At 70.2% G+C, this 26,005-nt stretch carries 25 protein-coding genes; 2 read left to right on the top strand and 23 right to left on the bottom strand.

Translation table 11 applies throughout. From position 1 onward, the window contains the following. Positions 1-65: 65 nt before the first annotated feature. The 12 genes from EYB28_RS18265 to EYB28_RS18320 form a co-directional block, all read right to left on the bottom strand. Positions 66-3,095: a LysM peptidoglycan-binding domain-containing protein gene (locus EYB28_RS18265; protein WP_166850879.1), complete on the bottom strand. Its 3,030-nt coding sequence runs from the start codon at positions 3,093-3,095 to the stop codon at positions 66-68. After that, positions 3,092-3,481 carry a pilus assembly protein gene (locus tag EYB28_RS18270; RefSeq protein ID WP_166850881.1) on the bottom strand — a complete coding sequence of 130 codons (390 nt, stop codon included), beginning with the start codon at positions 3,479-3,481 and terminating at the stop codon, positions 3,092-3,094. The genes EYB28_RS18265 and EYB28_RS18270 overlap by 4 nt, the downstream gene beginning before the upstream one ends. Before the next feature lie 70 nt (positions 3,482-3,551). Then, a complete protein-coding gene (locus tag EYB28_RS18275) occupies positions 3,552-4,013 on the bottom strand; it encodes a TadE/TadG family type IV pilus assembly protein (RefSeq protein ID WP_166850883.1) in 462 nt (153 codons plus the stop codon). Then, the gene (locus tag EYB28_RS18280) at positions 4,010-4,426 is read right to left on the bottom strand and encodes a TadE/TadG family type IV pilus assembly protein (protein WP_255461557.1); all 417 of its coding nucleotides are present in this window, start codon (positions 4,424-4,426) and stop codon (positions 4,010-4,012) included. The genes EYB28_RS18275 and EYB28_RS18280 overlap by 4 nt, the downstream gene beginning before the upstream one ends. Positions 4,427-4,428: 2 nt before the next feature. Further along, positions 4,429-4,632 (bottom strand): hypothetical protein, encoded by a 204-nt coding sequence (locus EYB28_RS18285; RefSeq protein ID WP_166850887.1) that lies wholly within the window; start codon positions 4,630-4,632, stop codon positions 4,429-4,431. Between the two features lie 63 nt (positions 4,633-4,695). After that, positions 4,696-5,607 carry a hypothetical protein gene (locus EYB28_RS18290; RefSeq protein WP_166850889.1) on the bottom strand — a complete coding sequence of 304 codons (912 nt, stop codon included), beginning with the start codon at positions 5,605-5,607 and terminating at the stop codon, positions 4,696-4,698. Next, complete coding sequence (locus EYB28_RS18295) at positions 5,604-6,509, bottom strand: type II secretion system F family protein (RefSeq protein WP_166850891.1); 906 nt, start codon at positions 6,507-6,509, stop codon at positions 5,604-5,606. Before EYB28_RS18295 ends, EYB28_RS18290 begins: the two co-directional genes overlap by 4 nt. Further along, a complete protein-coding gene (locus tag EYB28_RS18300) occupies positions 6,509-7,891 on the bottom strand; it encodes a CpaF family protein (protein WP_240930644.1) in 1,383 nt (460 codons plus the stop codon). The genes EYB28_RS18295 and EYB28_RS18300 overlap by 1 nt, the downstream gene beginning before the upstream one ends. A 197-nt stretch (positions 7,892-8,088) precedes the next feature. Then, positions 8,089-8,883, bottom strand: coding sequence for a hypothetical protein (locus tag EYB28_RS18305; protein WP_166850893.1), 795 nt, complete (start codon positions 8,881-8,883; stop codon positions 8,089-8,091). 3 nt (positions 8,884-8,886) lie between these two features. Beyond that, entirely contained in the window at positions 8,887-9,447 is a 561-nt protein-coding gene (locus EYB28_RS18310) for an SAF domain-containing protein (protein ID WP_240930645.1), read from the bottom strand. A 424-nt stretch (positions 9,448-9,871) separates the two neighbouring features. Further along, positions 9,872-10,621 (bottom strand): hypothetical protein, encoded by a 750-nt coding sequence (locus tag EYB28_RS18315; RefSeq protein WP_166850899.1) that lies wholly within the window; start codon positions 10,619-10,621, stop codon positions 9,872-9,874. Then, complete coding sequence (locus EYB28_RS18320; protein ID WP_166850902.1) at positions 10,621-12,399, bottom strand: type IV secretory system conjugative DNA transfer family protein; 1,779 nt, start codon at positions 12,397-12,399, stop codon at positions 10,621-10,623. Before EYB28_RS18320 ends, EYB28_RS18315 begins: the two co-directional genes overlap by 1 nt. Positions 12,400-12,803: 404 nt before the next feature. Here EYB28_RS18320 and EYB28_RS18325 point away from each other — a divergent pair, with 404 nt between their 5' ends. Together EYB28_RS18325 and EYB28_RS18330 are read left to right on the top strand one after the other, a co-directional pair. Further along, the gene (locus tag EYB28_RS18325) at positions 12,804-13,433 is read left to right on the top strand and encodes a hypothetical protein (RefSeq protein ID WP_166850905.1); all 630 of its coding nucleotides are present in this window, start codon (positions 12,804-12,806) and stop codon (positions 13,431-13,433) included. A 223-nt stretch (positions 13,434-13,656) separates the two neighbouring features. Beyond that, positions 13,657-14,166: an HNH endonuclease gene (locus EYB28_RS18330; RefSeq protein ID WP_205710959.1), complete on the top strand. Its 510-nt coding sequence runs from the start codon at positions 13,657-13,659 to the stop codon at positions 14,164-14,166. A gap of 201 nt (positions 14,167-14,367) precedes the next feature. Here EYB28_RS18330 and EYB28_RS18335 read toward each other — a convergent pair whose 3' ends face one another. The 11 genes from EYB28_RS18335 to EYB28_RS18385 form a co-directional block, all read right to left on the bottom strand. Beyond that, positions 14,368-16,050 (bottom strand): hypothetical protein, encoded by a 1,683-nt coding sequence (locus EYB28_RS18335; RefSeq protein WP_166850910.1) that lies wholly within the window; start codon positions 16,048-16,050, stop codon positions 14,368-14,370. Further along, positions 16,047-17,540: an SCO6880 family protein gene (locus EYB28_RS18340; RefSeq protein ID WP_166850913.1), complete on the bottom strand. Its 1,494-nt coding sequence runs from the start codon at positions 17,538-17,540 to the stop codon at positions 16,047-16,049. Before EYB28_RS18340 ends, EYB28_RS18335 begins: the two co-directional genes overlap by 4 nt. Next, complete coding sequence (locus EYB28_RS18345) at positions 17,537-19,504, bottom strand: hypothetical protein (protein WP_166850915.1); 1,968 nt, start codon at positions 19,502-19,504, stop codon at positions 17,537-17,539. The genes EYB28_RS18340 and EYB28_RS18345 overlap by 4 nt, the downstream gene beginning before the upstream one ends. A gap of 104 nt (positions 19,505-19,608) precedes the next feature. Next, positions 19,609-19,959: a hypothetical protein gene (locus tag EYB28_RS18350; RefSeq protein ID WP_166850918.1), complete on the bottom strand. Its 351-nt coding sequence runs from the start codon at positions 19,957-19,959 to the stop codon at positions 19,609-19,611. Between the two features lie 76 nt (positions 19,960-20,035). Beyond that, the gene (locus tag EYB28_RS18355) at positions 20,036-20,620 is read right to left on the bottom strand and encodes an A24 family peptidase (RefSeq protein ID WP_166850921.1); all 585 of its coding nucleotides are present in this window, start codon (positions 20,618-20,620) and stop codon (positions 20,036-20,038) included. Between the two features lie 4 nt (positions 20,621-20,624). Next, complete coding sequence (locus EYB28_RS18360; RefSeq protein WP_166850924.1) at positions 20,625-20,954, bottom strand: hypothetical protein; 330 nt, start codon at positions 20,952-20,954, stop codon at positions 20,625-20,627. Positions 20,955-20,992: 38 nt separating this feature from the next. Continuing rightward, the gene (locus tag EYB28_RS18365; RefSeq protein ID WP_166850927.1) at positions 20,993-21,805 is read right to left on the bottom strand and encodes a hypothetical protein; all 813 of its coding nucleotides are present in this window, start codon (positions 21,803-21,805) and stop codon (positions 20,993-20,995) included. Further along, positions 21,757-22,707 carry a D-alanyl-D-alanine carboxypeptidase family protein gene (locus tag EYB28_RS20430; protein WP_240930646.1) on the bottom strand — a complete coding sequence of 317 codons (951 nt, stop codon included), beginning with the start codon at positions 22,705-22,707 and terminating at the stop codon, positions 21,757-21,759. Before EYB28_RS20430 ends, EYB28_RS18365 begins: the two co-directional genes overlap by 49 nt. Positions 22,708-23,057: 350 nt before the next feature. Continuing rightward, a complete protein-coding gene (locus tag EYB28_RS18375) occupies positions 23,058-23,813 on the bottom strand; it encodes an SDR family oxidoreductase (protein ID WP_166850930.1) in 756 nt (251 codons plus the stop codon). Next, on the bottom strand, positions 23,810-24,844 hold the full coding sequence (locus tag EYB28_RS18380) for a zinc-binding dehydrogenase (protein WP_166850933.1): 1,035 nt from the start codon (positions 24,842-24,844) through the stop codon (positions 23,810-23,812). Before EYB28_RS18380 ends, EYB28_RS18375 begins: the two co-directional genes overlap by 4 nt. Next, positions 24,841-25,845 carry a C-terminal binding protein gene (locus EYB28_RS18385; RefSeq protein WP_240930647.1) on the bottom strand — a complete coding sequence of 335 codons (1,005 nt, stop codon included), beginning with the start codon at positions 25,843-25,845 and terminating at the stop codon, positions 24,841-24,843. The genes EYB28_RS18380 and EYB28_RS18385 overlap by 4 nt, the downstream gene beginning before the upstream one ends. Between the last annotated feature and the right edge of the window lie 160 nt (positions 25,846-26,005).

Genomic DNA, 26,005 nt, shown 5'->3' on the forward strand with positions numbered 1-26,005 from the left:
ATCGCCGCCACGGATCTGTGGATGGCGCGCGGTTCGGACTGGCTGTGGACGCACGTGGTCTCCCGTCACAATGCACGAAGGTGGGTCTTGGTCGGCTCGCCGGGGTTCTTCAGCTCGGCAAGGAGCTGTTCGGTCTCGGGTTCGAGCTCGACCTCGAGCTCTTCGGTGATGGCCAGCAGGCGGTCGATGGCCTCGGCCTCGGCGGCTGGGTTGCGCGATTCATGGGCGGCCAAGATGCGCAGCCGCCACAGGGCTTCCTGGGCAGGGTCGACCAGGAGGCCGACAGTGACGGCGGCCTCGGCGGCACGCCAGTGCCCCTCCATGAGCCGGCGCTTGGTGAGGGCGTACGAGGCATCGACGATCTCCGACACGAGGCGTTGACGGATCGGCTCCGACCACGCATAGCGCCTGCGGTGAGTGCCCTCGAAGGGGGTGCCGCGCACGAGTTCGAGAGCGGCTTCCAGGTTCTCGGTCGAGGCGTTCAGCGGGTCTCCGCCCATCAAGGCGTCCCAGTCCCCGACATCGCTCGTGACGTCGTCGGTGAACCCGTATCCGCCGCCGGCGGCGTGGCGCGGCAGGAAGTCCTGGCCGGACTCGTCTTGCCCGACCCACCGGCGCAGCTTCGACGTCGCGGTGTTGCGGGTGTTGAGGTTGTCCTCGGTTCTGCGGTCGGGCCAGATGGCGTCGTCGATCGCGGGGGCGGTCGCGTTCGGGTGCAGCGCGAGGTACGCGGCCAGTTCGAGCAGTCGCGCCTTCCTGGAGTCCTCGACGGTCCCCGTGGCGCCGACGATGTCGACGGGCCCGAGGACGAAGAGCCGTGGCGCGGTTGGCGTGTCCGGTGCCTCCCGCCGGGCGGGTGCGCCGTCGTTCGCATCGCGCTCGGGCTCCGGAACAGGTTCCAGGGTTTCGACCTGCGCGACGGATGGTTCTGGATCACGGTCGCCGACCAGGCCCGCCGGGTCGGCGAGTGCGACGAGTCCCAGGAGGTCGTCGTACTGGTCGAGGGCTAAGCGTTGTGGTGTGAGCGGCATGGCGATGGGGTCGAGGATCGCGCGTGACCCCCCGGGCGACGTTCGGATCGCCCACTGTCCGACGCTCACGCCGCTGGTGATGGCCGCGACGGCGACCTTCGGTGTCTGAGCGGTGACCGCGGCGAGCTTGGACTTCTGCGCCTCGGTCATGAAGTCAGCGACGACGACGATCTCCGGCGTCCAGGCGTCCGGTACGAGGCCTGCGGAGCGAACGGCGCCCAGGTCGCGTACGCCTGCCTCGGCGATCGCCTGGCGGTCGGACTCGGCGCGTTCGGCGAGCTGGTCGAGCAGTCGGTCAATGGTCGGGACCCAGCGGATCCGGCCGCTGCGCAGGACGCCTTCGATGTCGGCGAGCCAGCCCACGACGGTGACCTGGAGGTCGTCCGCCCACTCCGACGTGGCCAGTTCGAGCGTCAGGGCCGCGACGATGGCGCGAGTGTCCTCTTCGGTACCGGTAATAGCGAGCGACCCGATGCATTCGAGGTTCAGGAAGATGTGGCTTGCGGTGTCGTCGTGACCGACGGTGACGAGCGCCGGGTACGGGGCCGGGACCGAGCTGGACGCCGAGTCCGGGGCGAGTGCCGTGCCTGCGTCGAGAGCCCAGATAGAGCCGTCGCCGAGGTCTTGCCAGGGCGCTGTGAGATGCTCGGGTTCCTCGAGGTAGAGCTCGAATCGGTCGACCGTGAGCCTCGCGGCCCGCACACCCGGCAAGGGCTCACCCGCCTCGGAGCACTGGTGCGCGAGTCCTCGCAGGGCATCATCGACCCTCTGGACGGCGAGTTCGTCAGCGGCCGTCCGCAGTTCTTGTTCCAGGGTCGCGGCGCTGCCCTCGGGCATCGGGATCTTTTGGCCCGGCTTGCGGCGGCGTTGCTGAGCGCTCCGCCGGCGCGCGACGAGGGCGATCGATCCGGCCGCCAGGATCGTCCCGATGCCCGAGCCGGTCGCCACCTTCCATGCGTCGACCGAGTCCGGTTCGTCGCCGTGGCCGCTTACCGCCGTCTCTGCTGCTCCGGCGTCGGGAGCGACCTGCACGGCGGCCGGAGCGGTCGGAGCCTCGCCGGGCAGAGCCGACAACGCCCCGGGTCTGCGCTCGGGTCGCGGTGTCGCGTCCACCGCTTCCGAGTCCTCCGGTTCTGCGGTCGGCATCTCGGCGGCAGGTGGCTCAGCCGGCTCGGGCGTCGGGGACGGCCCTGGCTCGCCTTCGCCGCGCACGGCGGGGATGACGAGCGTCCAGCCGGGCTGGATCCGGTCGGGGTCCGACAAGCGGGCCCCATCGGGTTGGGTGATGTCCGTCGAGGCGTCGAAGATCTCGCGATACCGGTCGGGGTCACCGAGCTCGTCGGAGGCGATCGACGTCATCGTGTCGCCAGGCTGGACCGTCACCGTGCGCCGACCGTCGGCGGGCACGGTGGAAGGCGCGGGCGATGCCGGGAGGGTGAGGACCCAGCCGGGTTGGAGGAAGTCGGGCTTGCCTCCGAGCAGGTCGGCGTTGAGTTCGACGAGTTCGGTGTACCGGTGCCCGTCGCCGAGGCACTTCTCCGCGATGGACCACAGGGAATCGTTGGGCTGCACCGTGTACGCGACAGTTGCGGGCGCATCGCGTTCCTTCGTCTGCTGCTGCGGGCGGGCCGCGCCATCCGCAACCGAACGATCGGCACCGACAACGACAGGCTCGACCGCGTCAAGGGGGACGGCGCTTGCCGGGGGCGAAACGACCGCTGTCGGGCCGGCCGCGGCGAACAGCGCAAAGGCTGCCCCGACGAGGCCCTGCGCCCAGCCCTGCGGCAGCGCGAGTCCGGGCAGGCGCGGCGGGCGGATGCCGCGCACCCGGGCGATGATCTCAACGAGCAGGGTGATGGTGAGCGCGGCCCAGGCGATCCAGGCGATCACCTTGATCGCGGCGAGGGCGAGGGATCCGTCGTCGGGCCGGGTCAGGTCTCCCCACGAGGCGCCGTCGGCGAGCGGGTTCGCCCCGACGGCGACCAGCACGACAGGCAGGCCGACGGTGATCGCGAGGATCGCGACCAGTGCGGCCAGGCCGAGCAGACGACGTCGCGCGTTCACTGTTCGACCCCTTCGACGGCGCGTGCGATCCGGGCAGTGGCGTGCCCGCTCGCGGGCAGGCTATCGATGCCGACCAGGGACAGGATCTTCGTCTGGTAGGTGGCACTCGTGTCGACGACGATCCGGCCCTCGACGATCGCAGTGGACCCGGTCAGTCCGGCACCCTCGATGTAGGCCGCGGCGGCGGCCCGTGCTGCGGCCGGGGAGGCTTCGGTGCCCTGCCCGCGGATCGCGACCGGGGCGTTGAGCTGCTGCCCGCCGATGCGGGCGGCCTCGGCGGCGACGGCGCGGGTGTTCTGGATCGCGTGCAGTTGGCCTCCGAAGTCGACGCCGATACCGACGAAGAGCAGCATCGCGAACGTCGTGACAGCCGCCCACGCGGACATGGACCCACGCTCGACGTCCTCACGGAGGAACCAGGCGGTACCGCTGAGCGGGCGGAAGGGGCGCATCACTTCACCTCTCCCGGTAGGTGTCGAGGGCGCTGGACGCGGTCTTGGTGATGGTCTGCGGCCCGACGCCGGGGACCGGCAGGCCGGACAGGTCGACGGTGCAGGTCACGGTCGCCGTCACGCTGGCCGGAGTACCAACTGGCGCCGCAAACCCGCCGGTGTCCACGGCGACGGAAGTGCCGGTGCAATGCAGTCCGGAGTTGTCGAGGGTCGCGGCGGCGACGGCGTGCGCGCGGTCGGCGGCGGCCCCCGGGGTGCGCTCCAGCGACGCGGCGCGGGCGGCCTGCGCCGCCGCGCCGTCGACGGCCTGGTGCGCGACGGCGACCCTGCCCGCCACCACGATGAGAGCGAGCAGCACCAGCAGGGCGGGTGCGAGCACGGCGAGCTCGAGGCTTGTGGAACCTCGCTCCCGGTCACGAACCGACCGGGCGTGCCGCCGTCGTGCATGGCGCGGCGCCGTCCTCATCCGGTCACCTCTTCCACGGGCATCGCGGCCGAGGCCGTGACGTTCGGCTGCCACCCCGGGACGAGCGAGGCGGCCCGGACCGAGACGGTCATGTGTGCCTCCTTCGCCGTCATCGAGCCGGTGACCGACGTCGATTCCAGGACCATGACCGAGGCGTCAGCGAGCCCTTGGGCTGCGGTGATCCCGTCGGCGATGGTGCCGGTCTCCCCCGCGGCGACCTGCGCCCCCTCTTGGGCGGCAGCCACTGCCGCGGTGCGCCCCATGTAGAGCAGCGCTGCCTGGAGCCCGAGGAAGAACAGGGTCAGGACGACGGGCATGACGATGGCGGCTTCGAGCGCGACGGAGCCACGCTCGCCGCCGCGGTGGTGGCGTCGAGCGTGAAGGGACCCGTGGCGCGGGTGCCGCCTGGTCACGGTCAGCTGATCTCGGCAGCCCGGTCGCTGATCGCGTTGCCGATGATTGCGACCAGCGCGACGGCGGCGATGAGGAGGGCGGCGGTGATGACGACCTGCTCGATGCTCACCGAGCCTCGCTCGCGTTCGTCGGGGCCGAGCCGGCGTTTGACGCCGTCGACGACGTCGAGGCCGAACAGGTAGATGGTGGCGATGAACTTGCTCATGATTCTTCCCCTGGGGTGGGATCCGGTGCATTGTTGGCCGGGCTCAGGTGTGGCGGCCCGGTGTTACGCGCCTCCCGTCAGTTGCAGGAGCGCGGGAACGACGAGGATCACGAGGAACACCACGGACAGCAGCGACATCGGCAGTGTCATGCGTTCACCGGCGGCGTTGGCCTTGGCCAGTTCGGCCGCGAGCATCGCGGCTCGCACCGACTCGGACCGGGCCCGGAGCTGGTCGTAGACCTGGGAGCCCTCGTTGGTCAGGCGCATGACGTCGCCGAGGTCGGCCAGGTCGGGCAGGCGGAGCTCGTCGGCAAGCGCATGGAGGGCATCCCACGGGGCGACGCCGGACCAGCGCGAGCGGGCGAGCTCTTCGCTGATCCTGCGGAAGACCCAGTTGTCGCCGACCTTTGCGGCCAGCTCCATGGCCTCGCGGCTGCCCGATCCGCCGAGGCGTTCGAGCGCGACGAGGTCGATATAGGCGCCCAGCGCCCGGTTGAACTCCGCCCGTGCCTTGCGGGCATCGTCGCGGGCGTTGAAGTCGGGCAGCCAGAACAACACCGCGGCGGCCAGGAGCGATCCGGCCGCGGGCACGGCGATCGGCATGGTGATCCCGACGACGGACAGCACGTAGACCCCGACGGGCGGGATCACCAGGCCCACGAGCGCGTAGAGGATCTTGCTGCCGTAGTGGCGGTGCAGCGGGATCTGCAGGAGGGCAAGCTCACGCGTCGGGGTTCGACCCCACCACGGGGCGGGGACTGTGCGCAGGGCCCAGACGCCGAGGCGTTCGGTCGCGCTCGTGGTGCTCATGGCGGCACTGGCGGTGGCCTCGCGATCACGGACGCCCTGCGGGGAGTAGCGCCGTACGACGTCGGCGGCGTCGGGCCGTGCGGGCGCCAGGCGCCACAGGAGCAGCGCGACGCCGAGTCCCACCAGGGCGCCGCCGGCCAGTGCGATCTGCAGTCCCGTCGTCATCGCGCACCTGCCCCTGCGATCGTCCGGGACTCGGTCCCGGCGAGGCCGGACAGGCCCAGGAATCGGGGCAACCTCTCGCCCTTGGCCATCTGGCGCATCCACCACAGCAGCGAGACGTAGATGCTGAGCAGCAGGGTGAGCAGCAGCTGGCCCAGAGCCGTGCCGTACGGGGCGACGTACTCGCCGGTGAAGATCAGCAGGTAGGCGAGCACCGCGATGGTGATGATCGTGACCCAGCGGGCGGTGGTGCGGGGCTTGGCGCGGTCTGCCTCGATGGCGCGCCGCGCACGGACGTCCGACGAGACGGACTCTGCGAGCGAGGTGAGCACGTCAGCCAGGCCTTGGCCACGCTTGCGGGCGCCGAGGATGAGGAACGCGGCGACCATGTCGCCGGTGGTGTCGTCCAGGTCGTCGGCGAAGGCCCGCAGCGCGGCCTCGGTGCCCATGCGGGCACGCAGCCGGGCGACCAACGCCGTCACCTCGGGCCGGATCGCCTCGGGGGCCGATCGCAGGGTGGCTCGGATGGCTTCCTCGAGCCCGACACCGACGGTGAGCACGCTCGCGAGCCCCCGCGTCCACTCTTCGAGCGCTTCCAGCTTGGCGATCTGCTCGTTCGTGCCCGGGGCGGACAGGAGTGCAGGGAGCCCTGCGAGAGCGAGGGGTCCGAGGACGATCGCGATGGCCCACCCGGTGATGAGCCACGCGACGATGCCCGCGGCGAGGCCGATGCCGAGCAGCACCTTGGTGTGCTTGGTGAGCCGCCGCCATCGGGCCGCCAGCGGCGAGGGGCGTGAGGGCCGCGAGGCGGGGTCTGTGGGAGGGCGGGGTGTCAGGCCCACGATGACGCCGATGAGTCCGGCGACGACAAGCGCGCCGCCGAGGGCGGGGATGAGCAGCGGCATCAGGCGGCCCCCGCTTGCGTCGCGCCGGGTGCGGAGGCGATGTACCCGGCCAGGTCGAACCCGTGGCGTTCCAAGCGGCGCAGCTCGTCGGGCAAGGTTCCGGGCACGGCCGGCCCGCCGTGGGGGTTGGGTACGTAGACGCGCGTGGTGGCGTAGCCCTTGGCTTCCTCGCCCGGAGTCACGTGGAGGATCTCGGACACCCAGCGGGTGCGGTGCCACTGGTTCGGGCCGACCTCGGTGGTGTCCAGGTGGACCTGGACGACGAGGTCGATCGCCTCGGCGAGCTTGGCGGTGACGACATCCTTCGCCTGGCCTGCCTCCATCCCGCAGGTGACGAGCTTGCGGATCGCCGCTTCGCCGTCGGCGGCGTGCGTGGTGGAGATCGATCCGGCGCCGGACTCCATCGCCTTGAGCATCGCCCAGACCTCCGAGCCGCGGACCTCGCCGACGATCTGGCGGGACAGGGCCATGCGGAACGAGTCGTAGAGCGCCTCGTCGAGGGTGTACTCCCCCGCTCGCTTGCCGTCTGGCCCAACCTCGCCCGAGCCGGGGCGCGCCTCGAACGGGACGACGATGGGGTGGACGTCCTTGAGCTCGTGCAGGTGCAGCTCGTACTCGGTCTCGAAGGTGCCGAGCTTCTCGTGCTGGGGGATCTCGGCGCACAGGCCGCGGACCATGGTCGTCTTGCCCGCGCCCTGCGGGCCGGCGACGACGATCGACAGCCCGGCTTTGACCGCCGCCGACAGCAGCGACGCCTGGACGGGGGTGAGCATGTCGCGGGCGACGAGGTCGTCGAGCGTCACACGCACGAGGCGGTGGCGGCGGATGACGACGACGGGGAACGCGGTGATCCACGCGGCCGCCGCCAGGCGTGGCCCACCGTCCAGGCGCATGTGCATCGTCGGGGACGCCGCGGAGAACGACCGGGCGGTCGACTCCTGGCGAGCGGCGACGAACTGGAGGAACTCCAGCAGCTCGGCGTCCGATTCCGCGACCGGTTCGACGCGCACGAGGTCGCCGTCCGTCTTCTCCAGGAACACCGTGTCGGCCCCCGTGATGATGATGTTCTCCACCGAGTCGTCGTCCACGTAGGGCTGCAGCCGCCCGAGGCCGAACAGCGCGTGGTAGACGGCCTCGGCCAGCCGAGCCTGAACGTCCAGGCTCCATGCGGGCTCGCCGTCGTGGATCCGGTCGGCGGCGGTGGTGGCGAGAAGTTCGTGGATGATCGCTCGGCCGCGCTCACGCTCGGCTTCGACATCCTGGCCGCGCTCGTCGCCGAGGGACGCCATCAGCAGGTCCGAGGCCTGAGTTCGCAGTTCGGCGACGAGCTGCCAGTCGAGGCTGCCCGACGGCGCTTGAGCCTCCGCCGTCGGGTCCGCCACATGCCGTGTATCGGCACGGGCGCCGTCGGGCGGCCGCGTACTCGGCACTCCGAGCCGTCCGGCGAGCGAGTGCGCTGCCGGCTGCGTGGGCGGGGCCGCGACTGGCGGATCGGTGGTGTCGCTCGGCTGGACGCCGAAGATCGGCAGGTTCGTCGGGTCGTCGGCACCGTCGGATGTCGCGCCTTCGAGGAACTCGTTCACGACCAGCTCCCTTCGACGGCCAGGCCGAGATCGGTGCGTACGGCCGTGAGCGTGGAGCCGAGCCCTTGGACTGCGGCGCGCAGCGACTTGGCCAGCGCTCCGGTCTGGAACTTGCGGGCTGGTGTGGCGCCGTCGGAGTAGACGAACGCCGACTCGGGGTCCCACGCCAGCGACGCGGCCACGGGTACCTTGAGCACTTTGGCGGCGTCGCGTTCGCCGTAGGGGCGTCCCGGCCCGACTACGAGTGCTGCCAGGCTGGCGCCCGCACCGGACCGCTCGAACCATTCGCGGACAGTCGGTGCCCAGGAGGACGCCCCGACGAGTGCGGGCAGACTCGACCGCGTCACCAGCAGCGCGAGGTCCGCGGCGGTGAGCAGCGGGTTGGGGCTGCCGTCCAGGCCGAGGCGGCCGACGTCGATGATGACGTCCTGGCCGTTGCCTTCCAGCGCCTTCAATGCGGCGGCCAGCGGCTCCCACAAGGGTCCGAGCACCTGCGACTGAAGGTGGTTGAGGGGGCCGACCAGCACCTGCACACGCGAGTCGGGCAGGGTAAAGACCGACTTCGGTAGGTCCTCGACGAGTGTGCCCGCGCGCAGGGAGACGGCGAGGTCGACGACGGTGCGCGTGGTTGGCAGCTCACCACCGCGCAGGTACCCGGCGGGTATGGCTCGCGACCCGGTCGGGTCGGCATCGACGAGAACCACCGGCCGCGGCCAGGACAGGGCGAGGCCGAGTGCCGTCGTGGTGACCCCTGGGGAGCCGTTGGCTGAGGTGAGCGCGATCAGGGCCATGTCTCACTCCTGGTCGCCCGGCTCGTCGAGGACCACGGCGACCTGGCCCGCTGCGGCCTTGTCGGCGACCAGCGGGGCGTCGTCGTGGGCGACCTGGACGTTGAGGATCGTGTTGCCGGAGGCGTCGTCGATGCCGGTACCGGCCACTTCCGCGTCGATCGCCACTGGTCCTGCCGGCGTCGAGCCGGTGCCCGTCACCGTGTCAGAGGTGAGGACGACGCGGACTCGGTCTCCGACGCGTACCTGGTCTGCGGGCAGGCCGGAGGCGGTGAGGTTGAGGCCGACGACGGACATCCCCGCGGCGGGTAGCACCGTCTCGGTGACCTGGTCGGCGGTAACGACTCCCCCGGCGGCGAGGTCGAGCGCGGCTCGCTTGCCGACGACCGCGTCGAGCTGCGAGGCCGGGAGCGGTTGCAGGGCAGGGTCGACCGTCATGGGCACGGTCATGAGGTCGTCGGGCTCGATGACCTGCCCGCGCTCCACCGTCGTGCGCACGGCGAGCACGTCCTGAGCGTCCGACGCTCCTTGATAGGCCCACACGGACGCCAGGGCGCCCAGGGCCACGGCGGCTACCGAGGCGATGACGAGAAGCGGGCGCCGTCGGTATTTTGGCGGCGGGGCGATCTGGTCGGACTCGGACCTACCCGTGGCCCCAGAAGTCTCGGCACCGGCGGCGCTCTGTTGTGTCATTGTCGTCATGTCTGGGCACCCCATTGCTCGTGACAATCGACCACACGTGAAATGGACCTTAACCCGATGTGATCCACGCCACACGGCGAATCGGACGCAGAATTGCCTGCCGGGCGCGACATCAGGACGAGGCGTCGATGCGTAGCCATGCGGACCGCGGGCGACGCGTCCGCTACGACTCGGCGGATCCGGTCCGCTGTCGGCTCGTCCAGTGGACCGGCCACGAGAATGCCGAGCAGTCCACTGACCTCAGGCTCGCCGTGGAGGATGGACTCGAGCTGGTGGGCGAGATCAACGCTCATTCCGGACTCCCCCGCCCACCATCCCGCGCACCTTCTCGACGTCTGCGAACTCCGCCGGACTCGATGTGATCGGGCGGAGTGATTTCGGCGCCGGACTCGTCGACGTCGGGCCACGACCACCGCTGCCAGGCGAACCCACCGGGCGGATCCTCGAACGGGATCTCGCCATCGGGCCAGTAGTCGGCGATGTAGTAGCCGCGACGCTCAGCGATGCGACTGGCGGCCTCGGCGATGGGCTCGACGTGCTGATAGTCGCAGGCCCGCGCCCTCCACTCGGCGCCGAGCCTGCTGCGGGTCGAGGCGAGCTGGTTGAGCCAGCGGACGGGCTCAGCGAGGTTCGCGCCGTCGTCGTGCGCAAGGCGGTAGTACCGCTCCAGCGCCCACAACTCTTGAACGATCGCGGGGTGCAGGCTCCAGCACGGGGTGATGACCTCGCCGAACGCGAAGGTGGCACACAGCCACTCGACGAACCTGTCCAGGCGCTGCATCGCCGCGGCGCGCGTGGCGACGTCGGCGTCCATCCAGGAGAAGACACCAGGGTCATGCTGGACCGGGAACACCGCATCGACACGCGCCCAGCCGCCGCCCTTGGCTTTCGCGAAGGGTCCCAGGCCGCCGGACCTGCTGAACGGGTCGTTGGCGGGCGGCCCGCCGTCGCCGTGCGACACCTGCGGCGGCCGGCTCACACGTGTCGCGTCTTGACGAGTGTCGCTACCCCAGGCCTGCTCGTTGCCGTCGTAGCCCATCACGCCACCTCGCCGACGGGCCGGGAGTCGTCCTGGGCCATGGTCGCGGGCGGGACGGCTTGCCCGTCGTGTTCTGCGTACCAGGCCTTGCTTCGGGTGACGGCCTCCGCGTGGGGCCCACGCCAGTACGGGATGAGGTCGACGAGCATCGGGCGCATCGCCGCTTCGACGACGAGCGCGTGCCCCTTGGGTAGGCGGCGCATCTCCCCTGGCTCGATCGTGGCCTGCTGAGAGATCTGCGTCTGCCAGGAGCGGCTGAAGGGTTCACGGAGGCTGTAGCTCGCCGAGGTGGTGGAGCGGTCCTCGGCCCCGAGGGTCTGCGAGAGCGCGGAGAGCACCTCTGGTGCCTTGACGCCGGGGAGCAGCACGTTGAGGCAGTTGTTCCAGATCGTCTCCTCGACGTCGTCGCCGTAGGCGTCCTGGCCCTGGGAGCGGGACTGGAAGACAGCGACGAGCTGGATGCCCTCACCGGACCCGGCCGAGCTCATCCGCGCCGCACCCGGCCAGGGGTGGATGTTCGCGAGCTCGTCGAGGACCAGCGTCAGGGGCGGGTCGAGGCGTCCGCCCGGTGAGCGTTGAGCGAGCTCGTGGGCGATGTCGGTGACGTGGTCGAGGAACAGCGAGTAGAAGGTGCCGACCGTGCCGGATGTCTCCGCGGTGGTCGAGGTGCCGGCCGAGATCATGTAGCAGGTGCCGCGCTCGCGCAGGAAGGCCTCGGTGTCGAAGGTGCCCGGGACTCGATGGCCGGCGTCGTCGGTGAGGCGGACGGCGAGGCGGTCGCGCACGTGCGGGTCCATGAGCGGCACGAACGCGTTCTCGACGCCAAACCACTTGTTCGCCTTCATCCGCACCTCCTCGCCCATGACGTACCGGATCGTGGTGTGCCAGTCGACCTGCTCGCCCGAGGCCGAGCAGTACTCGGGCAAGTGGGCGGCGCGCTCGAGGACCTGCATGGCCTCCTTGCACGCGTCGGGGCTCTTGGACCACCGGTAGACGTCGGCGATGGTCCGTCCCGAGATCGCCGCCGCGTACAGCAGCGCCATAACGATGCCGCCCGCGCTCGTGGCCCACACGGCGTTGTCCCCACCCAGGCCCGATGAGCCGACCAGGAGCTTGGCGCGCTTCATCGCGATGCGCGGGACCTCGCAGCCCTCCAGCGGGCTCCACCGGATCGTGTGCGGGCGACCGCCCGACGCTTCGAGGTTGAACACCTCGACCGGACCGCGCTCCGCCCGGCAGGCGGCGGTGGCTTCGAGGTTGTCCGTGCGGGTCGACGTCGTGATGCACGCACCGGGCGCGGCGAGGATCGCCGGGACGACGACGCCGACACCCTTGCCCGACCGCGCCGGACCCAGCACGTAGACCGGCCGCTCCAGGCCGACCCAGACCTCCTCGCCGTAGGTGTGGCCCAGCAGGAACGCGACGTCCCCGGGGTTCACGGTGCGGCCCTCGCTCTGCGCTTCGGCGGTGAACGTCGGGCGGACCGTCTCCGCCGTAGCCACGTGGACTGCCGCCCCGAGGTGCTCGGCGACCTCCCGGCCTCGCGCGAGGCCCTCGCGGGCGAGCATCTGATGGCGAAGCTGCGCACCTGAGCGCCGGTAGCCGAACCACCAGACCAGCGCCACAGCCGTGGCCCCGAGCCCGACGATGCCGAGCGGGACGATGACGCCGACGGACCACGGGCCGACGACGATCGCGGCGATCGCCGCAGCACACCCGTAGGCGAGCCAGGCGATCCCGAGCGTCTGAGCGACCTCGGTGTCGTTGAGCGCAGCCATGCGCCGGTAGGCACCGCCGTACCGCCGCATCCACCACGCGAGTCTCGTCGACCGGAGTCGGTGTTCGACGCACTCGAGCCAGGCCGGGCCATGCTGCTGGACCTCGGCGGTTGCGTCCGAACCCCCGTCGTCCGGTCGGCAGAACAGCGTGGCTGCGGCTCCGCCGAGCTGGCTGGAGCGCTCACGGCGCTGCGGAACGTACCCCTGACTGGTCACGGCGACCCTCTCGACGGCAGAGCGAGCCCGCGGACGCGGACTTCACCCCACACATTGCCGCCGTATGCCCAGATCCGGCTCCGATATCGGGCCGAGGAGCCGGCCACGGGAGTCACAACTGCACGGCCGGGAAGTTTATGGCCGGCCTGACATCCCTTTGGAGCCAGTCCACTGGCATGATCGGGGTCATGGTCGTGAATGACGAACCCCACATCATCGATGAGCTCCTTGAGTGGCTAGTGCCGCCTGATCTTGAGTCGCGACCCAAAGCCGAGCAGCTTGCTCTGGGCACCGCGCTGCTCCACCGTCTCGAGGAAGCTCTCGCCAACGATCCAGAGTCACTCACCCGTCAGATGTCCCGGCGGCAGGTTAGTCCTGAGCTCCCACACCTCATAGGTGAGGTTGTCATCGCGGCGGCCTGGGCCGAGGACGCCGGTGGCACCTTCCTACAAGCAACCTCGGGCGACTGGGACAAGCGAGCAACAGGCTACGACGACACCAGTTCACGGCTCGTCAGGGCCCTCCGCAACACGGCACCGAAGGCGCTCGTCGACCGCTTGGAGGCAGCGCTTGAGCTCCGCCACTTCGTCGTTCATGGCGTGTGGGCCAGTGGCTCTTTCATCAAGCACCCGGACTCCGACGAGCCGTTCGACTTCGTCTCCATGAAGCGCAGATACCGGACAGAGGCCCCCGAGAGGGACACCAAGGCCTTCATGAAGTCGGCCCTGAAGTGGCTCGCCCGCGAATTTTGGGAGATCGAGGACGAACTCGAGCGACTCCACTCCGATGTGCTCTTCGGCAAGGGCAAGTCCGAGTAGGCGGGCCCCGGAGGACCGACGCCGGAAGCGGCTCATCCTGTTCAAGCCTGTGGACACCACAGTCTGTTGCGTCGAGCCGCTTACGGCTCCTCCTCGCGCCCCGATCCTCGACCCCTATGGCGTCGACCCTAGTAGCCTGCCCGGTGTGGCGATAACACTGAGGCTCGTGGCGGACGCGGTCCGGCTAGCTGCGGACGACTCCCCTGCGGGGAAGGTGGGGCGGATGATCCTCACGACCCGGGATCCCGATATGCACTGGGATCTGACCGCTGCGGATTACGCGAGCTTGGACGACGCGACAACGGCGGGCATGCCGTGGAAGCTCGGCGCTCCGAGGCGAGCCTTGAGCAACCGGTCCCGCGCAGGGACGTACTACTGGCTGGTGAACCTGGAGAAGGTGTACGCCGTCAACGACGCAGACCTGATACCGCAGGACGTGCTGGCACTGCTCAATGAGAAGGCAAACGGGCGGCGTCTGCAGTTGGAGAAGGCGCACGCTCTGCAGGCGATGGCCACCGAGTTGGACCGCAAGGCGCGTCGCGAGCCTATCCCACAGGACGTGAAGATCACCATCTGGCAGCGCGACGGCGGCCGGTGCGTCGAGTGCTCCTCGAACCAGGACCTCGAGTTCGACCACATCATCCCGTTGGCGCTGGGAGGGTCGAACACAATGCGGAACCTGCAGTTGCTATGCGCAGTGTGCAACGGCCGTAAGGGCGCCACTCTCGGTTAATTCACCAGCCATTCCCCCGCCGATGCCGCTGGCGATCTGCAGCGCACTTTCTACGCGGTCTCGTAGCGGTCACCGAAGTCTCGCTCGGCGAGCTCCTCGTCCACGTTCGCCGGGTCAGCTACAGAATCGAGCACCAAGCGAGCATCTTCGGTGTGACGATGCCGACGGTTGCCGGCAGCCGTCACCGCCCAGCTGGAGGCGTCAGCCGGGCTCACAGCCCTCCCGTCCAACACTGGTGTCGATGAGCGCGTAGGCGGTCGGTCCGGCGACTGGTGCGACGAGGACCGGGGTCGACTCCCCGATATGCCAGGCGCCAACTCCCTGCGGCAGGGACGTGAGCAGGTCAGCCTCGGCCTGGGTGGGACGCACGATCTCGTCGAGCAGCGCCATCGAGGCGGCGGACTGCTTGTAGAGGATCTTGATCGCCGACTTGGTGATGATGCCCTTGATCTGGTTGCGGTGCGCTGACCCGGCCTCACCGAACTGGGTGATGTCAGCGAGCTCGTGGAAGATCAGCCAGTTGGAGCAGCGCCACTGGCTCGTCATGCGCAGCCGCTCGTCCATCGCTTGAGCCTGAGCGCGGTCCCGCAGTTCGTCCCAGCCTTCCTCGGACACCACGCATCGCCAGCGCCCGTCCCCCGAGCGCAGGGTCGCGTCGATCCACGCCGAGGTCGCTGCCTGGGCGATCGCGCGCAGTTCCGGCGCGGCACCAACGATGGCGGACGTGTCGATGACGGTGATCGGTGCCGTCGGGTCGAGTTCCACGGTGGAGTCGCCGTCGAACATGCCGGCCAGCGGCCCGCGGACGAGACGGCCGAGCACCAGGCGGAGCGCCGTCGGCGCCTCGGCGCCGGCGTCGCCGAGTTCGTCACGCAGGGTCGACGGCGGTCGCTCGAGCCAGTCGACGACGGCCGTGACGGTCGCCGCCACAGCGCCGGAAGAGATGGCTTCGACGGCGCGGTCCAGGACGGTGCGTTCGAACTCGTCGAGCACCCGGCCTGGTCGCAGGGTCGTGCAGATCGACTCCAGGGCGAGCGATCGCCTGGTGCCGACGAGCCCGCGCCAGGTGGCCGGGTCGACGTCGGGCGGGCGGGTGCCTTCGTCGAGCGGGTTGATGACGTTGCCGCTGCCCGGTCCGACGGCGACGATCTGCCCGCCGAGCGCCCGAGCCAGCGGCACCCACTCGCCCTTGGGGTCGGAGGAGACGATGACCTGCCTGCCCCATCCGATCTCGCGCAGCATGGCGGTCTTGACGCAGAAGGACTTGCCGGTGCCCTGCAGCCCGAAGGCCACGACGCCCGGGGACGCCGCATGCTTGGTCTGCACCGCACCCCACGGGTCGAAGGTGAACGGCTGGCCGCTGGTCGCCTCGATCCCGATGACCGGCCCGGGGATCGACGTCGTCGCGGGTGCGACGAACGGGGTGAGCACGCCGATCCGTGCCGCAGACGTGACGTGCTTCGGCACCCCGACCCCGACCGGACCAAACATGCCTCCGCGGGCGAGGCGTCCCCACGCGCGGCGCCGGGACAGCCTCGGCAGAGCATCGGCGTTCGACGTCGGCAGCTCGGCGTGAGTGAGCTGCGTGCGAGCCTCCTTTGCCGCACGGCGAGCGGCTTTGCGGGTGGCGCGGTTGCCCGGGCCGGCGAAGGCCGTGACCTGGTAGGTCCGCTCGCCAGGTTCCGACGACATCCCACCCGGTCGCACGCGGGGGCGCGCCCTCTCGACCTCCGTGGCGTGTTCCTCCCTGCCCGACGCCGTAGCTGTCGCGCGCTTGCGGCCCCACCGCCCTCGGGAAGGCCGCGAACGCTGCGCGTCCGGCGCCGTCGTTCCGGGTTCAACAGCGGGTTCGGCGACCTGGCGGCGTTCCGCCGTCGTGGTCATGCGCGTGCTCCGATCCCGAGCGGCAGGACGGCGGTGTTGAACGCGGCCCACTGGTCGCCGCGCAGGAGCTTGACCTTCATCCCGGGTGTCGAGCCGGCGACCCACAGGTCGGAGCGTTCCAGCTCGTCCAGCGACGGGGCGTGGACGGTGATCCAGGCGGAGTAGCGCACGTCGCCGTAGCCGAGCTCGAGCTCGGCGCGGCGCTTGGCGAGCTCCTTTCCCTCGGCGGTGTGCGCGGTCGTGGTGGGTCGGCCGAGGAACTCGTTGACCTGCTCGGCGGTCGCGCGCGAGGCCTCGGCGTTGTTGAGGCGCTTCTCGGCCCGGTGCACGTCCACGGCTTCCCACACCTGGGTGACGGTGTGCGCGGTGCGTCCGCCGCTGATGAGCGGGGCGAGGAAACCGGCCCGGGCGGGCAGGGCCGGCATCCGCTCGACCCACCAGCACCGGTGTACGGCGGAGTCGGTGACCAGGTGGTCGAGGCGCTCGGTGACGACCTGGGCGAGCAACGCGTCGGGCGGGAGCTGCCAGTCCTGCTCGGCGAGCCACGGTGCGGCGTCGGGGTCGTAGGCGAGGCGGATGGCACCGCGCATCTGGGCCTCGTTCATCCAGGTCGCGTCCTCGACGCGCACGCCGCACGCGGGCAGCCCGGCGGCGACCTGCTGGACCCGGTCGGCCAAGACGTGGGAGACGCCGGTGATCCCACCGCCTGCGGCGTCGATGTCCCGGGAGACGGCTCCTGCGGCGAGGGTGACGGTCACGACGACGTCGCTGTGCAGGATCTGCCCGACGGCGGGCGTGGCGAGGAGTTCGGCGTGCTCGTCGGCGAGCAGCGCTCCGGCCGCCGTGGAGGCGGGGATGCGCGGGGCGGGAAGGCGGGTGGGCGCGCCCGGGTAGGAGCGGGCATGCACGGCGACGCGCTGCACGCCGTCGGCCGTGGTGAGCTTCTGACACAGGTCGCCGACGGCGGCCGCGCGGGCGGCCTTGACCTGGTCGTCGGCGAGGTCCCACGCGTCGGTGGTGAACCGCAGGGCTGCGGTCGCGGTCTGCGCGACGGCGTCCCACACGAACGCCGCTCCCTGGCCGTACTCGACACCGACCAGCGCGAACGAGTGCAGCCGCTCCCCCGCCGCGCCAGGGATCGCGATACGCCCCTCGACGTGGGCGGCGTTGACCTTCACGACCGTCGAGGTCTGGCGGAACACCCTGCGCAGGGTGAACAGGCCCACGGTGGTGAGCCGCTCGAGGAACGATCGCCCACCCCAGGAGCCCACGGCGACAACCGCGATCGGCGTCGTCCACCACGCGAGCGACCACAGGGCACCGGGCAGATCCTTGCCGACGGTGAGCTGCCACATCGGCCGGGCGATCGCGATCGCGACGAGTGCGAGCTGCGGGCCGGACAGCCCGAGCATCACGCCCGAGCGTGACAGCGGCGCGAACGACGCCGACGGCACGAGGTCCTCCGTAGTGCGATCGCTGGTCCGGGTCATCGGTCGCCTCCGAACGGGTTGGGCCCGGACTCGGTCTCCGGCTCAGCGGGCGGCGCGGGATCCGGCGTCTTGGGGGTGCCCGACGGCGGTCGGCCCGGGCGCTCGGGTTCGTCCGGCTGCTCGTAGGCAGGGGTTGGGGGTGTGGACGCTTGGCCGGACGGTGCTGATGGTCCAGCCGCGGACGGAGCCGGCTCGGCCCTGGTCTCCGAGGTGCCCGAGCGCGGGGCCGTCCCGTGCGAGGCCCCGGCGCCTCCTGCGCCCTGCCGACGAGGGGCCGTGCCACCAGCGGGACGGCTGGCACTGGACGTTGTGGCGTTGCGTCCGACTGACGCCGCAGTGCCAGACTCGCCGGACAGCGCCCGCGAACTGCTGCCATCGGAAGAAGCGGCACCCCTCGCCCCGGACGTCGGTGCACCTGCCGCCCCGGCCGGGTCGACAGGTTGTCTGGTCGTCTCGCTGCCGCCGGCCTGCCCCGCAAGAGGCTGGGCAGAATCGCCGACAGGTCCCGCGAGGCGAGACGCAGCACCGCTCACCTGACCGTCATCGACCGGAGCCGCCGAAACGGTGTCGTCGGGCCAGCCGTCCTGAGCCGGGACGTCGGCAGGATCGAGCGCTGCCCCGTCGTAGCCGGTGTCGGCCACGCTCGGGCCAGCGGCGTCGTGAGTACCTGTCGCTGCCGGGTCGGTGGTGCTTGCCCCACCGCCGGCCTGGTTGTCGTGTCCGCCCGCGGCGCTGCCGCCGTTGGCCGGATCCCTTGGTCCGCGAGCGGCGCCCCCGCCGGTCTCGGCCGAGCCCTTGCCCGAACCGGTTGCCTCACGCTGCCCAGCGCCGCGCCCCTCACCTTGGCCTTTGGCTGTGTTGGCCGTCTTCGAGTGAGGATCGCTCGCCGAGGGTCGAGGCGAACCCGCGCCGGGCGCCGCCGTCGGCCCGAAACCGTTGAAGCCCGCCTCGTTGTCGCCTGCTGCTCCGGCTCCTGCGGTCGCGGCGGCGGCCCTGGCCGAGCCTCCGAGTCGCTCGCGCAGCGCGGCCACTCCCTGGTTCGCGCCGGCATGCGTCATCGAGTTCGTCAGCCCTTTGAGCTTGTCCGCGTGCGCGGTCATCGCTCCGCCGAGCTGCGCTCCGGCGAACCCGACGAACGAGAACGCCAGAGCGGGCGATCCCACAGCCATGGTGATCGCGATGATCCCGAGGATGAGCCCGTCCGCTCCGCCCTCGGAGCCGAGTGCGCATCCGAGTGCGACGATGCCCGCCGCGATGGGTTTGGTGAGCAGCAGCGCGACGGCCATCTGCAGCCACTTGCTCGACATCGCACGCGTGCCGCGGAACCCGATGAGCATCAGCGCGACGGGTGCGAACGCGGCCAGGGCGATCTGCCCGAAGGTCACGATGCCGAGCACGATCACCAGGCCGATCACGGGCAGTAGCGCGAGTCCGACGAAGATGAGCGCGAGCCACCACGTCGACAGCGTCCCCACGCCGAGCAGCATCGACACCATCGCCGTCGTCGCGGCCGACGTCGCCCCCGTGACGGCAGCGGATCCGGCGACGACCTCGGGCGCGGTGATCGAGTTGAGGATTCCGGTGGTCAGCCAGTCCGAGGCGTTCACCAGCCGGGAGTACACCAGGAGGCTCGCGGCCGTCAGGGGCCAGGCGAGGATCGCCCACACCCAGCCGCGCAGGATGCGGCCGTGGTCGGAGGAGATCATCCCCGCGATGATCTCCACCGCGCACATCGCCACGGCGACGACGGCGAATACCCCGCCCCACTTGGCCGCCTGGCCGAACGCTGCCTGCCACTCCGAGGCCGAGATGACCGTGAGGGGGTTGTTGAACGCGAGGTTGAGCAGCCAGACGAGGGCATCGCCCATGCCCTCGATGATTCCGTCGACGAAGCCCTCCCAGTCCAGCGGGTTCCACCACGATCCGCTGGTCAGGGTGGCTATGGCGACGACGGCAGGGATCATCGCGAGCGGGTAGCGCCGTCGGGCTGGACGACGCAGGGGCCAGCGACGGCGGCGCGGCGGGCGCCGTCGGATCCTCTCCTTCTGGGACTCGCGCGTACGCACGGTCAGAACCCGAGGTCGAAGCCCGCGAAGTACCCGGTGATCGCGAACGCGGCCCCGGTCAGGGCCGCGCCGATCGCGCACACGATGAGGGCACCGACCGAGACGCGCTGCACCTGCTGGCTGGCCGAGGCCTTGCCGGCGATCCACGCGACGATCGCGACGACGAACAGGATGCCCAGCACGATGAGGCAGACCGCCTGAATGCCGCCCGCCCACTCCTGGAGCTGGGCCATGAAGGGGAACGCGTCGAAATCGAGCTCGACGCCGAGGTCGACGTCGTCGCTATCGGCGGCTTCGATGCCGGGGATGTGACTGGGAAGGACCATGAGGACGCTCCGGAGGATGGCCCGCACCCTTCGCGCAGGCTTCATCCCTCACATCGCGGCGTCTGCGACAACCGTCGGTCCGATATCGCCGCTTGTCTGGCCGCTACGGCGCCCAGGTCATCGCAACGGCCGCGCCCACGAGCATGAAGGGGCCGAACGGGAGCATCGATTGGCGGGTCGCTCGACGGGCGATCAGCAGGCCCGCGGCGACGACTCCGGCGAGGAGGAACGGCAACACCCCCGTCCAGAGGACGGCCTGCCAGCCCTGCCAGCCGGCGAGCATCCCCAGGAGCACGGCGAGCTTGACGTCCCCGAGGCCGAGTCCCCGTGGCCCGATGCGGCTCAGCACGAGGTACACGATGCCGAGCGCGGGGGCGCCCAGACCCGCTCGAGCAAGGTTCTCCCACGCGCCAGTCACCACGACGGCCGCCACCAGCAGTGCCGCGCATGCGCACATGGCCGGGTAGAGGATCACGTCCGGGAGGCGCCGGTCTCGCACGTCGATCACACCCAGTGCCGCGCCCGCCAGCGCGGCGACGACGAACGCGGGAGTCGCCCAACCCGGTCCGGTCAGCCACACCGCCCAGACGACGGACACGACGGCGAGGGCCGTGATCAGCCGCCAGGAGGGGCGCACCTCGCTGCCGATCCTCTCGGCAAGCGCCGCTGCACGCCCGGCGTCGGTCACGGGCTCAACCACCGAAGTCGACCGGCAGGATCGTTGTCACCCAGTGGCCGACCGTATCCGCGCCCCACCCGGTCGCGCCCACCAAGGAGCCGAGCAGGACCATTCCCAGCAGCGCTGCCCCGGCGCCACCGGCGAAGAACGAGGAGTTCTTGCCGCCCACCGTTCCGCCCGTGGCCCGGGCGGCGACCCAAAAGACGACGCCGGTGACGAACACGAGCGCACACAGGATCAGCCCGACGGCGAGCACGCCGCCCGCGATCTCACGCAGAGTCGTCCCAGCCGCGCCGGTGCCGGCACCGTCGAGCCAGCCGAAGTCGAGCGCCGGGATGCTCACCGTGCCGTCGCCGTCAGCCGTGCCGATCCATGTGAATGTCATGGCAGGAGCTCCGGATCGGAGACGACGTACCCGTCGTCGATGAACACGGCCATCACCTCGCTGTCGGTGACCTCGAGGCCGACGAGCAGCCGCAGTCCCGGCCGGGTCCAACCATCGCCGGTGCCGAATACGACGTCGGCTCGCAGTGTGACCTCGCCCGGTGCGGCCCACTCCGGGTCGGTCTCGTCGACAATCTCGACGACGTGAGGCAGCGCGCCGTGGACCGTCGCGTCCGACGCGATCGCCTCCAGCGCCGTCGACGGAACGACCGTCACCTGCACCTCGGAGTACGCCCACTCGGCGTTCGCCCGCTCGACCGCACGGCCCCACGGTCCGAGAGCGGCTTCGTCCTCACGCCAGGCCAGGGCGGTCGTGAGCCAGCCACGTGCGGCTGCGAGATCCGCGTCCGTGACCTTCTCGGCCGGGCCGACGGCGGGATCCGCGGCATCGTCGTCACCTACACGTCCGGCGTCACCTGCCTCGGCGGCCATCTCAGCGGCGTCCTCCTCGCGGTGCTCAGCCCGCTCGTGCAGCGTCGACGGCGACGGCGACGGCGCCGAGGTCGACTCAACTACCGGTGCCGATGCGCTCGGTACCGCTTCTGCGTGGCCGGGCGCACCGCCGTCGGGCACGCCCCGCAGCACGAACCACACCGCCGCGCCCACGACGAGCGCGACCGTGGCCAACGCCGCCAGGCCCGCGCCCCACGGCGGGACCCGCCGTCGTCGCCTCTGCTGCTGTTGCATGGCGTCCTCCGAGGTCAGTACCAGTGCGGTCTGTGGCTGTTCCAGAATGCCCACGCCTGGCACGGGGTGTCGTAGCGGTCGGCGATGTAGTCCAGGCCCCAGTCGATCTGGGTGGCCGGGTTGGTGCGCCAGTCCGCGCCGGTGGCCGCCATCTTTTTCCCGGGCAGGGACTGCGGGATTCCGTACGCGCTCGAGGTCGGGTTCGCGGCGCGGTGGTTCCAGCCCGACTCGGCGGTCCACAACTTCTCCAGGCACCCCCACTGCGAGCCCGTCCAGCCCTGGGTGGCGGCCATCGATCGGCCCAGGGCACGGTTGCCGTCGGGTGTGCCGTCCGACGTCGGTGTCGCCTGCCGCTGCGCCTGCAACGCCGAGGGGACGAACTGCCAGTGCCACGGCTCGGCCTTGCTGAAGTCCGGCGAGTCGGGCTCGGCCCACGTCGGGTGGAAGAACCCGAACCGGTAGCCGTTCGTCTTCATCCACGCGTACGCCGCGCTGCCGTAGTCGTTGATCCCGTTGCCGAGGTCGAACGCGATCCCCCAGCCGTGGTTCGAGTACCCCGGCGTCGCCGCCAGGAACCCCTTCGACGCCTTCGTCCACACCTGCTCGGAGTAAGAGCGGTAGGCGTCCGTCACGGCGATGTCGTGCCCGAACTCCTGCTTGAACGCCGCCGTGAGGTCGCCGAATGCCTCGGCCGCGTCACAGCGTGCCTGATGTCCAGGCGCTGTCGGCACCGGGCACAACTCCGAGCCGGGGATACGGCCGTTGGCATGGCCGCCCCACGCGTTCGCGGACGGGTCGTTGTCGACAAACGTCGAACCGTCCACGGTGTACGAGACCGTGCCACCATCTGCGACCTGCATCGTGCCGGCGTCGGCGGTGCCGGACACTGCAGTGACGACGACTGCGACGAGCAGGGTGACTGCGGCCAATGGCGCGACGGCGGCGGCGACCACGGCCACGGCCACGGCCACGATGATTGCGACCCCGATTTGCGGGCCCCGACGACTACGAGCAGCGCGGACAGCCCAACCGCGCGCTGCTCGTGGCGCCGACGCTCGTGCCACACCCGCCCCCTAGCTGACGAGGGCCACGCCCGGATGCTTGGCCCTTCAGCGGGTACATCGCTGCGGCGGAGGCAGATGGCCGTGCGATATCGAGCGGCCTCCACCGACCGTTTTCCTGAGCACGTGCGGTAGCCCTCCGTCCAATGTGGCCGGGAACGTTCTCGTGACCCGCATGGATGTCTAGATCGCCCGCTGGACCCCACACGCGAAGCAGACCCCTGGCACGGTGAGCCCCGGTGAGGTCGAGCGCGTCACCGCGCGAGCCATCCCCCGTCGACCGCTAGCACTTGACCGTGTACGTACTTGGCGGCCTCTGAGGCAAGGAAGACGGCCACGTCGCCGACGTCTTCAGGCTCGCCCCATCGGCCCGCCGGAATTCGGGCCGACAACTGTTCGAGTCGCTGCGGATCAGCCAGCAGCGCTGCGTTCATGTCCGTTGCCATGTAGCCGGGGGCGAGCGCGTTCACGTTCACGCCTCGACCGGCCCACTCGTTGCAGAGCGCCTTGGTCAGTTGAGCAACCGCGCCTTTGCTAGCCGCGTAGGCAGCCACGGTGATCCCACCCTGGAAGCTGAGGAGCGAGGCCAGGTTCACGATCTTGCCATCTCCTCGCTCGAGCATCGGACGTCCAAACGTCTGGCATAGCTGGACAACTGAACGCAGGTTGACGTCAAGTACCGAGTCCCAAGCGTCGAGGGGAAAGTCCTCAGCCGGGTGCCGGTCCTGGGTCCCGGCGTTGTTGACGAGGATGTCGATGCAGTGCCGATCCAGAACCTCGGCGCCAGCCTGTGCCACCGACTGCTGGTCCCCGAGATCGACTTGCATGTGGCTGATGTGGCGACCGAGTCCTTGCGCGAAGGCCCTGAGCTCGTCGTCGAGCTGCGACCTGCTGAGGACGACGACGTCTGCACCAGCGCCAAGCATCGACCGTGTGATTCCGCGCCCGAGCCCGCGGCCCCCACCGGTGACCACCGCTGTACGACCCGACAGATCAAACGGATTCGTCATTCCCGGCCACTTCCCATCGGTGCGAGGAGTACTTTCAACCCTGCGTCCCCCGAGCTAGCGGCGGACAGCGCCTCGGACACATGCATCATCTCGTACACCGAGACGGGGAAGAGGTCCAGCGCGAGTTCGTCGGCGGCGATCAGATCGATCGCGGTCCGGACATCGTCGCGCGTGTAGACCCGGACGCCGAGGAACGACTGCTCCTTGAAGCACACGGCGCGGAGGTCGACCCGCGGCGCTTCCTTGTAGACCCCGACGACGACGATGCGTCCCAGCACACGAGTGACGTCTGTCAGCTCGGCAGCCACCGACGGGTGTGCCGCGGTGTCGAACGTGGTGTCAGCACCGTCACCACCAGTGAGTTCGGCGGCCGTGTCACGCATCGAGGCACCCGGTGGTACCACTGTGAGTCCCATGGATTCCGCGATGCTCAGCCGGCGTGAATTCGGGTCGCTGACGATCACTTGGGACGCACCTGCGTGGCGCGCAACGAGCGCGGTGAGAATGCCGATCGGTCCCGCTCCGAATACAGCCACGACGTCTCCGGCTTCCATGCCTGAACGCCGGACAGCGTGAACTGCGACGGCCAACGGCTCGGCAAGTGCCGCGTGTACGGGGGCCACGTGCGACGGCACCTCATGGAGCGCTGACGGAGGCAGTGCGACGAACTGTGCTGCACCACCCGGCTCGTCGATGCCGAAGAGGCCGAGGTGTGTACAAACGTGTGTGTCACCACTCCTACAGGCTCGGCAGGTGCCGCACGAGATCAGTGGCTCGACGACGACTCGTGCTCCTGCGGCGGGGCCGCCGGCGCCGGCCGACTCGACGCGGCCGGCGATCTCATGGCCCAGGACGAGGCCGCGCTGGGCACGGGGGTGACGACCGTGGACAATAGCCAGGTCTGTCCCGCAGATCCCGGTGTATTCAACCCTGACGAGGGCCCATCCTTCAGGGACCTCGGGGACGGGGACGTCGTGGACGCGGACGTCGTCGACGCCGGCCCATACTGCTGCTTGCATCTCTCGCGTCATCGCCGGGCTCCCGTCTCCGGCAGCGCTTCAGGGTTCACGACATTGCGAGGCGTACGTCCGGCACAGACGTCGACGACGTTCTCGACGGTCCGGCGCTTAAGCTCGCCGTAAGACTCCTCGGTATACCAGGCCAAGTGGGGAGTTAGGACCACGTTGTCGAAGGTCGTGAGCGGGTGGCCGACGGGTACCGGCTCCTCCTCGTGGACGTCAATTCCCGCACCACCGATCGCGCCTCTCGCGAGTGCGTCGACGAGTGCAACGGTGTCGATCACGCCGCCTCGGCTCGTGTTCACCACGATCGCGTCGTCACGCATCTTCGCGAACTCGTCCTTCGCGAGCATCCCGCGGGTCTCCTCCGTCAGGGGCGTATGCACCGACACGACCTGCGAACGCTCGAGCAACTCCTCCAGCCCAACGGACCGGAGACCGCGGAAGGTCGCTGCCGCAGGATCGGCCGCGCTGTCATGGACGATGACCTCGTAGCCCAACCCGGCAGCCTTTCGTGCAGTTGCTGTCCCGATGAGTCCCGCACCGATGACGCCGAACGTCCGCCCACTTACCTGATACAACGGTCGCACGGCCGGGAGGTCGAAGGAGCCCGCACGCAAACCTCGGTCGAGACGTGGAATCCCTCGGCCGACCGCCAGCGCCAGGCCGATCGCGTGGTCCGAGACTGCCTCGGTCCCATAGTCGGGAACGTTGCAGACCGGGATTCCTCTCGCCGTCGCAGCGTCGACGTCGACCGAGTCGACGCCGACGCCGTAGCGTCCGACCACCTTGAGGTGCGGAAGCCGATCCAAGATCTCTGCAGTGATCGCCGCGTACTGTACGACGATCGCATCAGCGTCCTGGCAGTTCGCCACGAGCTCGTCGGCACCACGGGACTGTGCTACGCGAAGGATGCCCCCAGCTGACGAGACCACCTCGTTCTCAATCGCGAACGAGTCGTGGTCGCACTCGGTGATGACCACGACGGGTCGATCGTCAGCATTCGTCTTCACGTTGGTCTGCGTCTGTGGAGTCACTACTGTTCAGCCGTTCCTGTCGTGTACTGATAGGCCCTGGGTTCCGGCCAGGGCGGCGTCGTCCGACGCCGAGATTCACATGACCTGTTCGAGGCCGGCTTGCAGGGTCTGGAGGATCTGCTCGGCGCTGCCCTCG

Origin of the sequence: Isoptericola sp. BMS4, from assembly GCF_011634835.1 — a bacterium.
In the GTDB taxonomy this organism is placed as follows: Bacteria; Actinomycetota; Actinomycetes; order Actinomycetales; family Cellulomonadaceae; genus Isoptericola.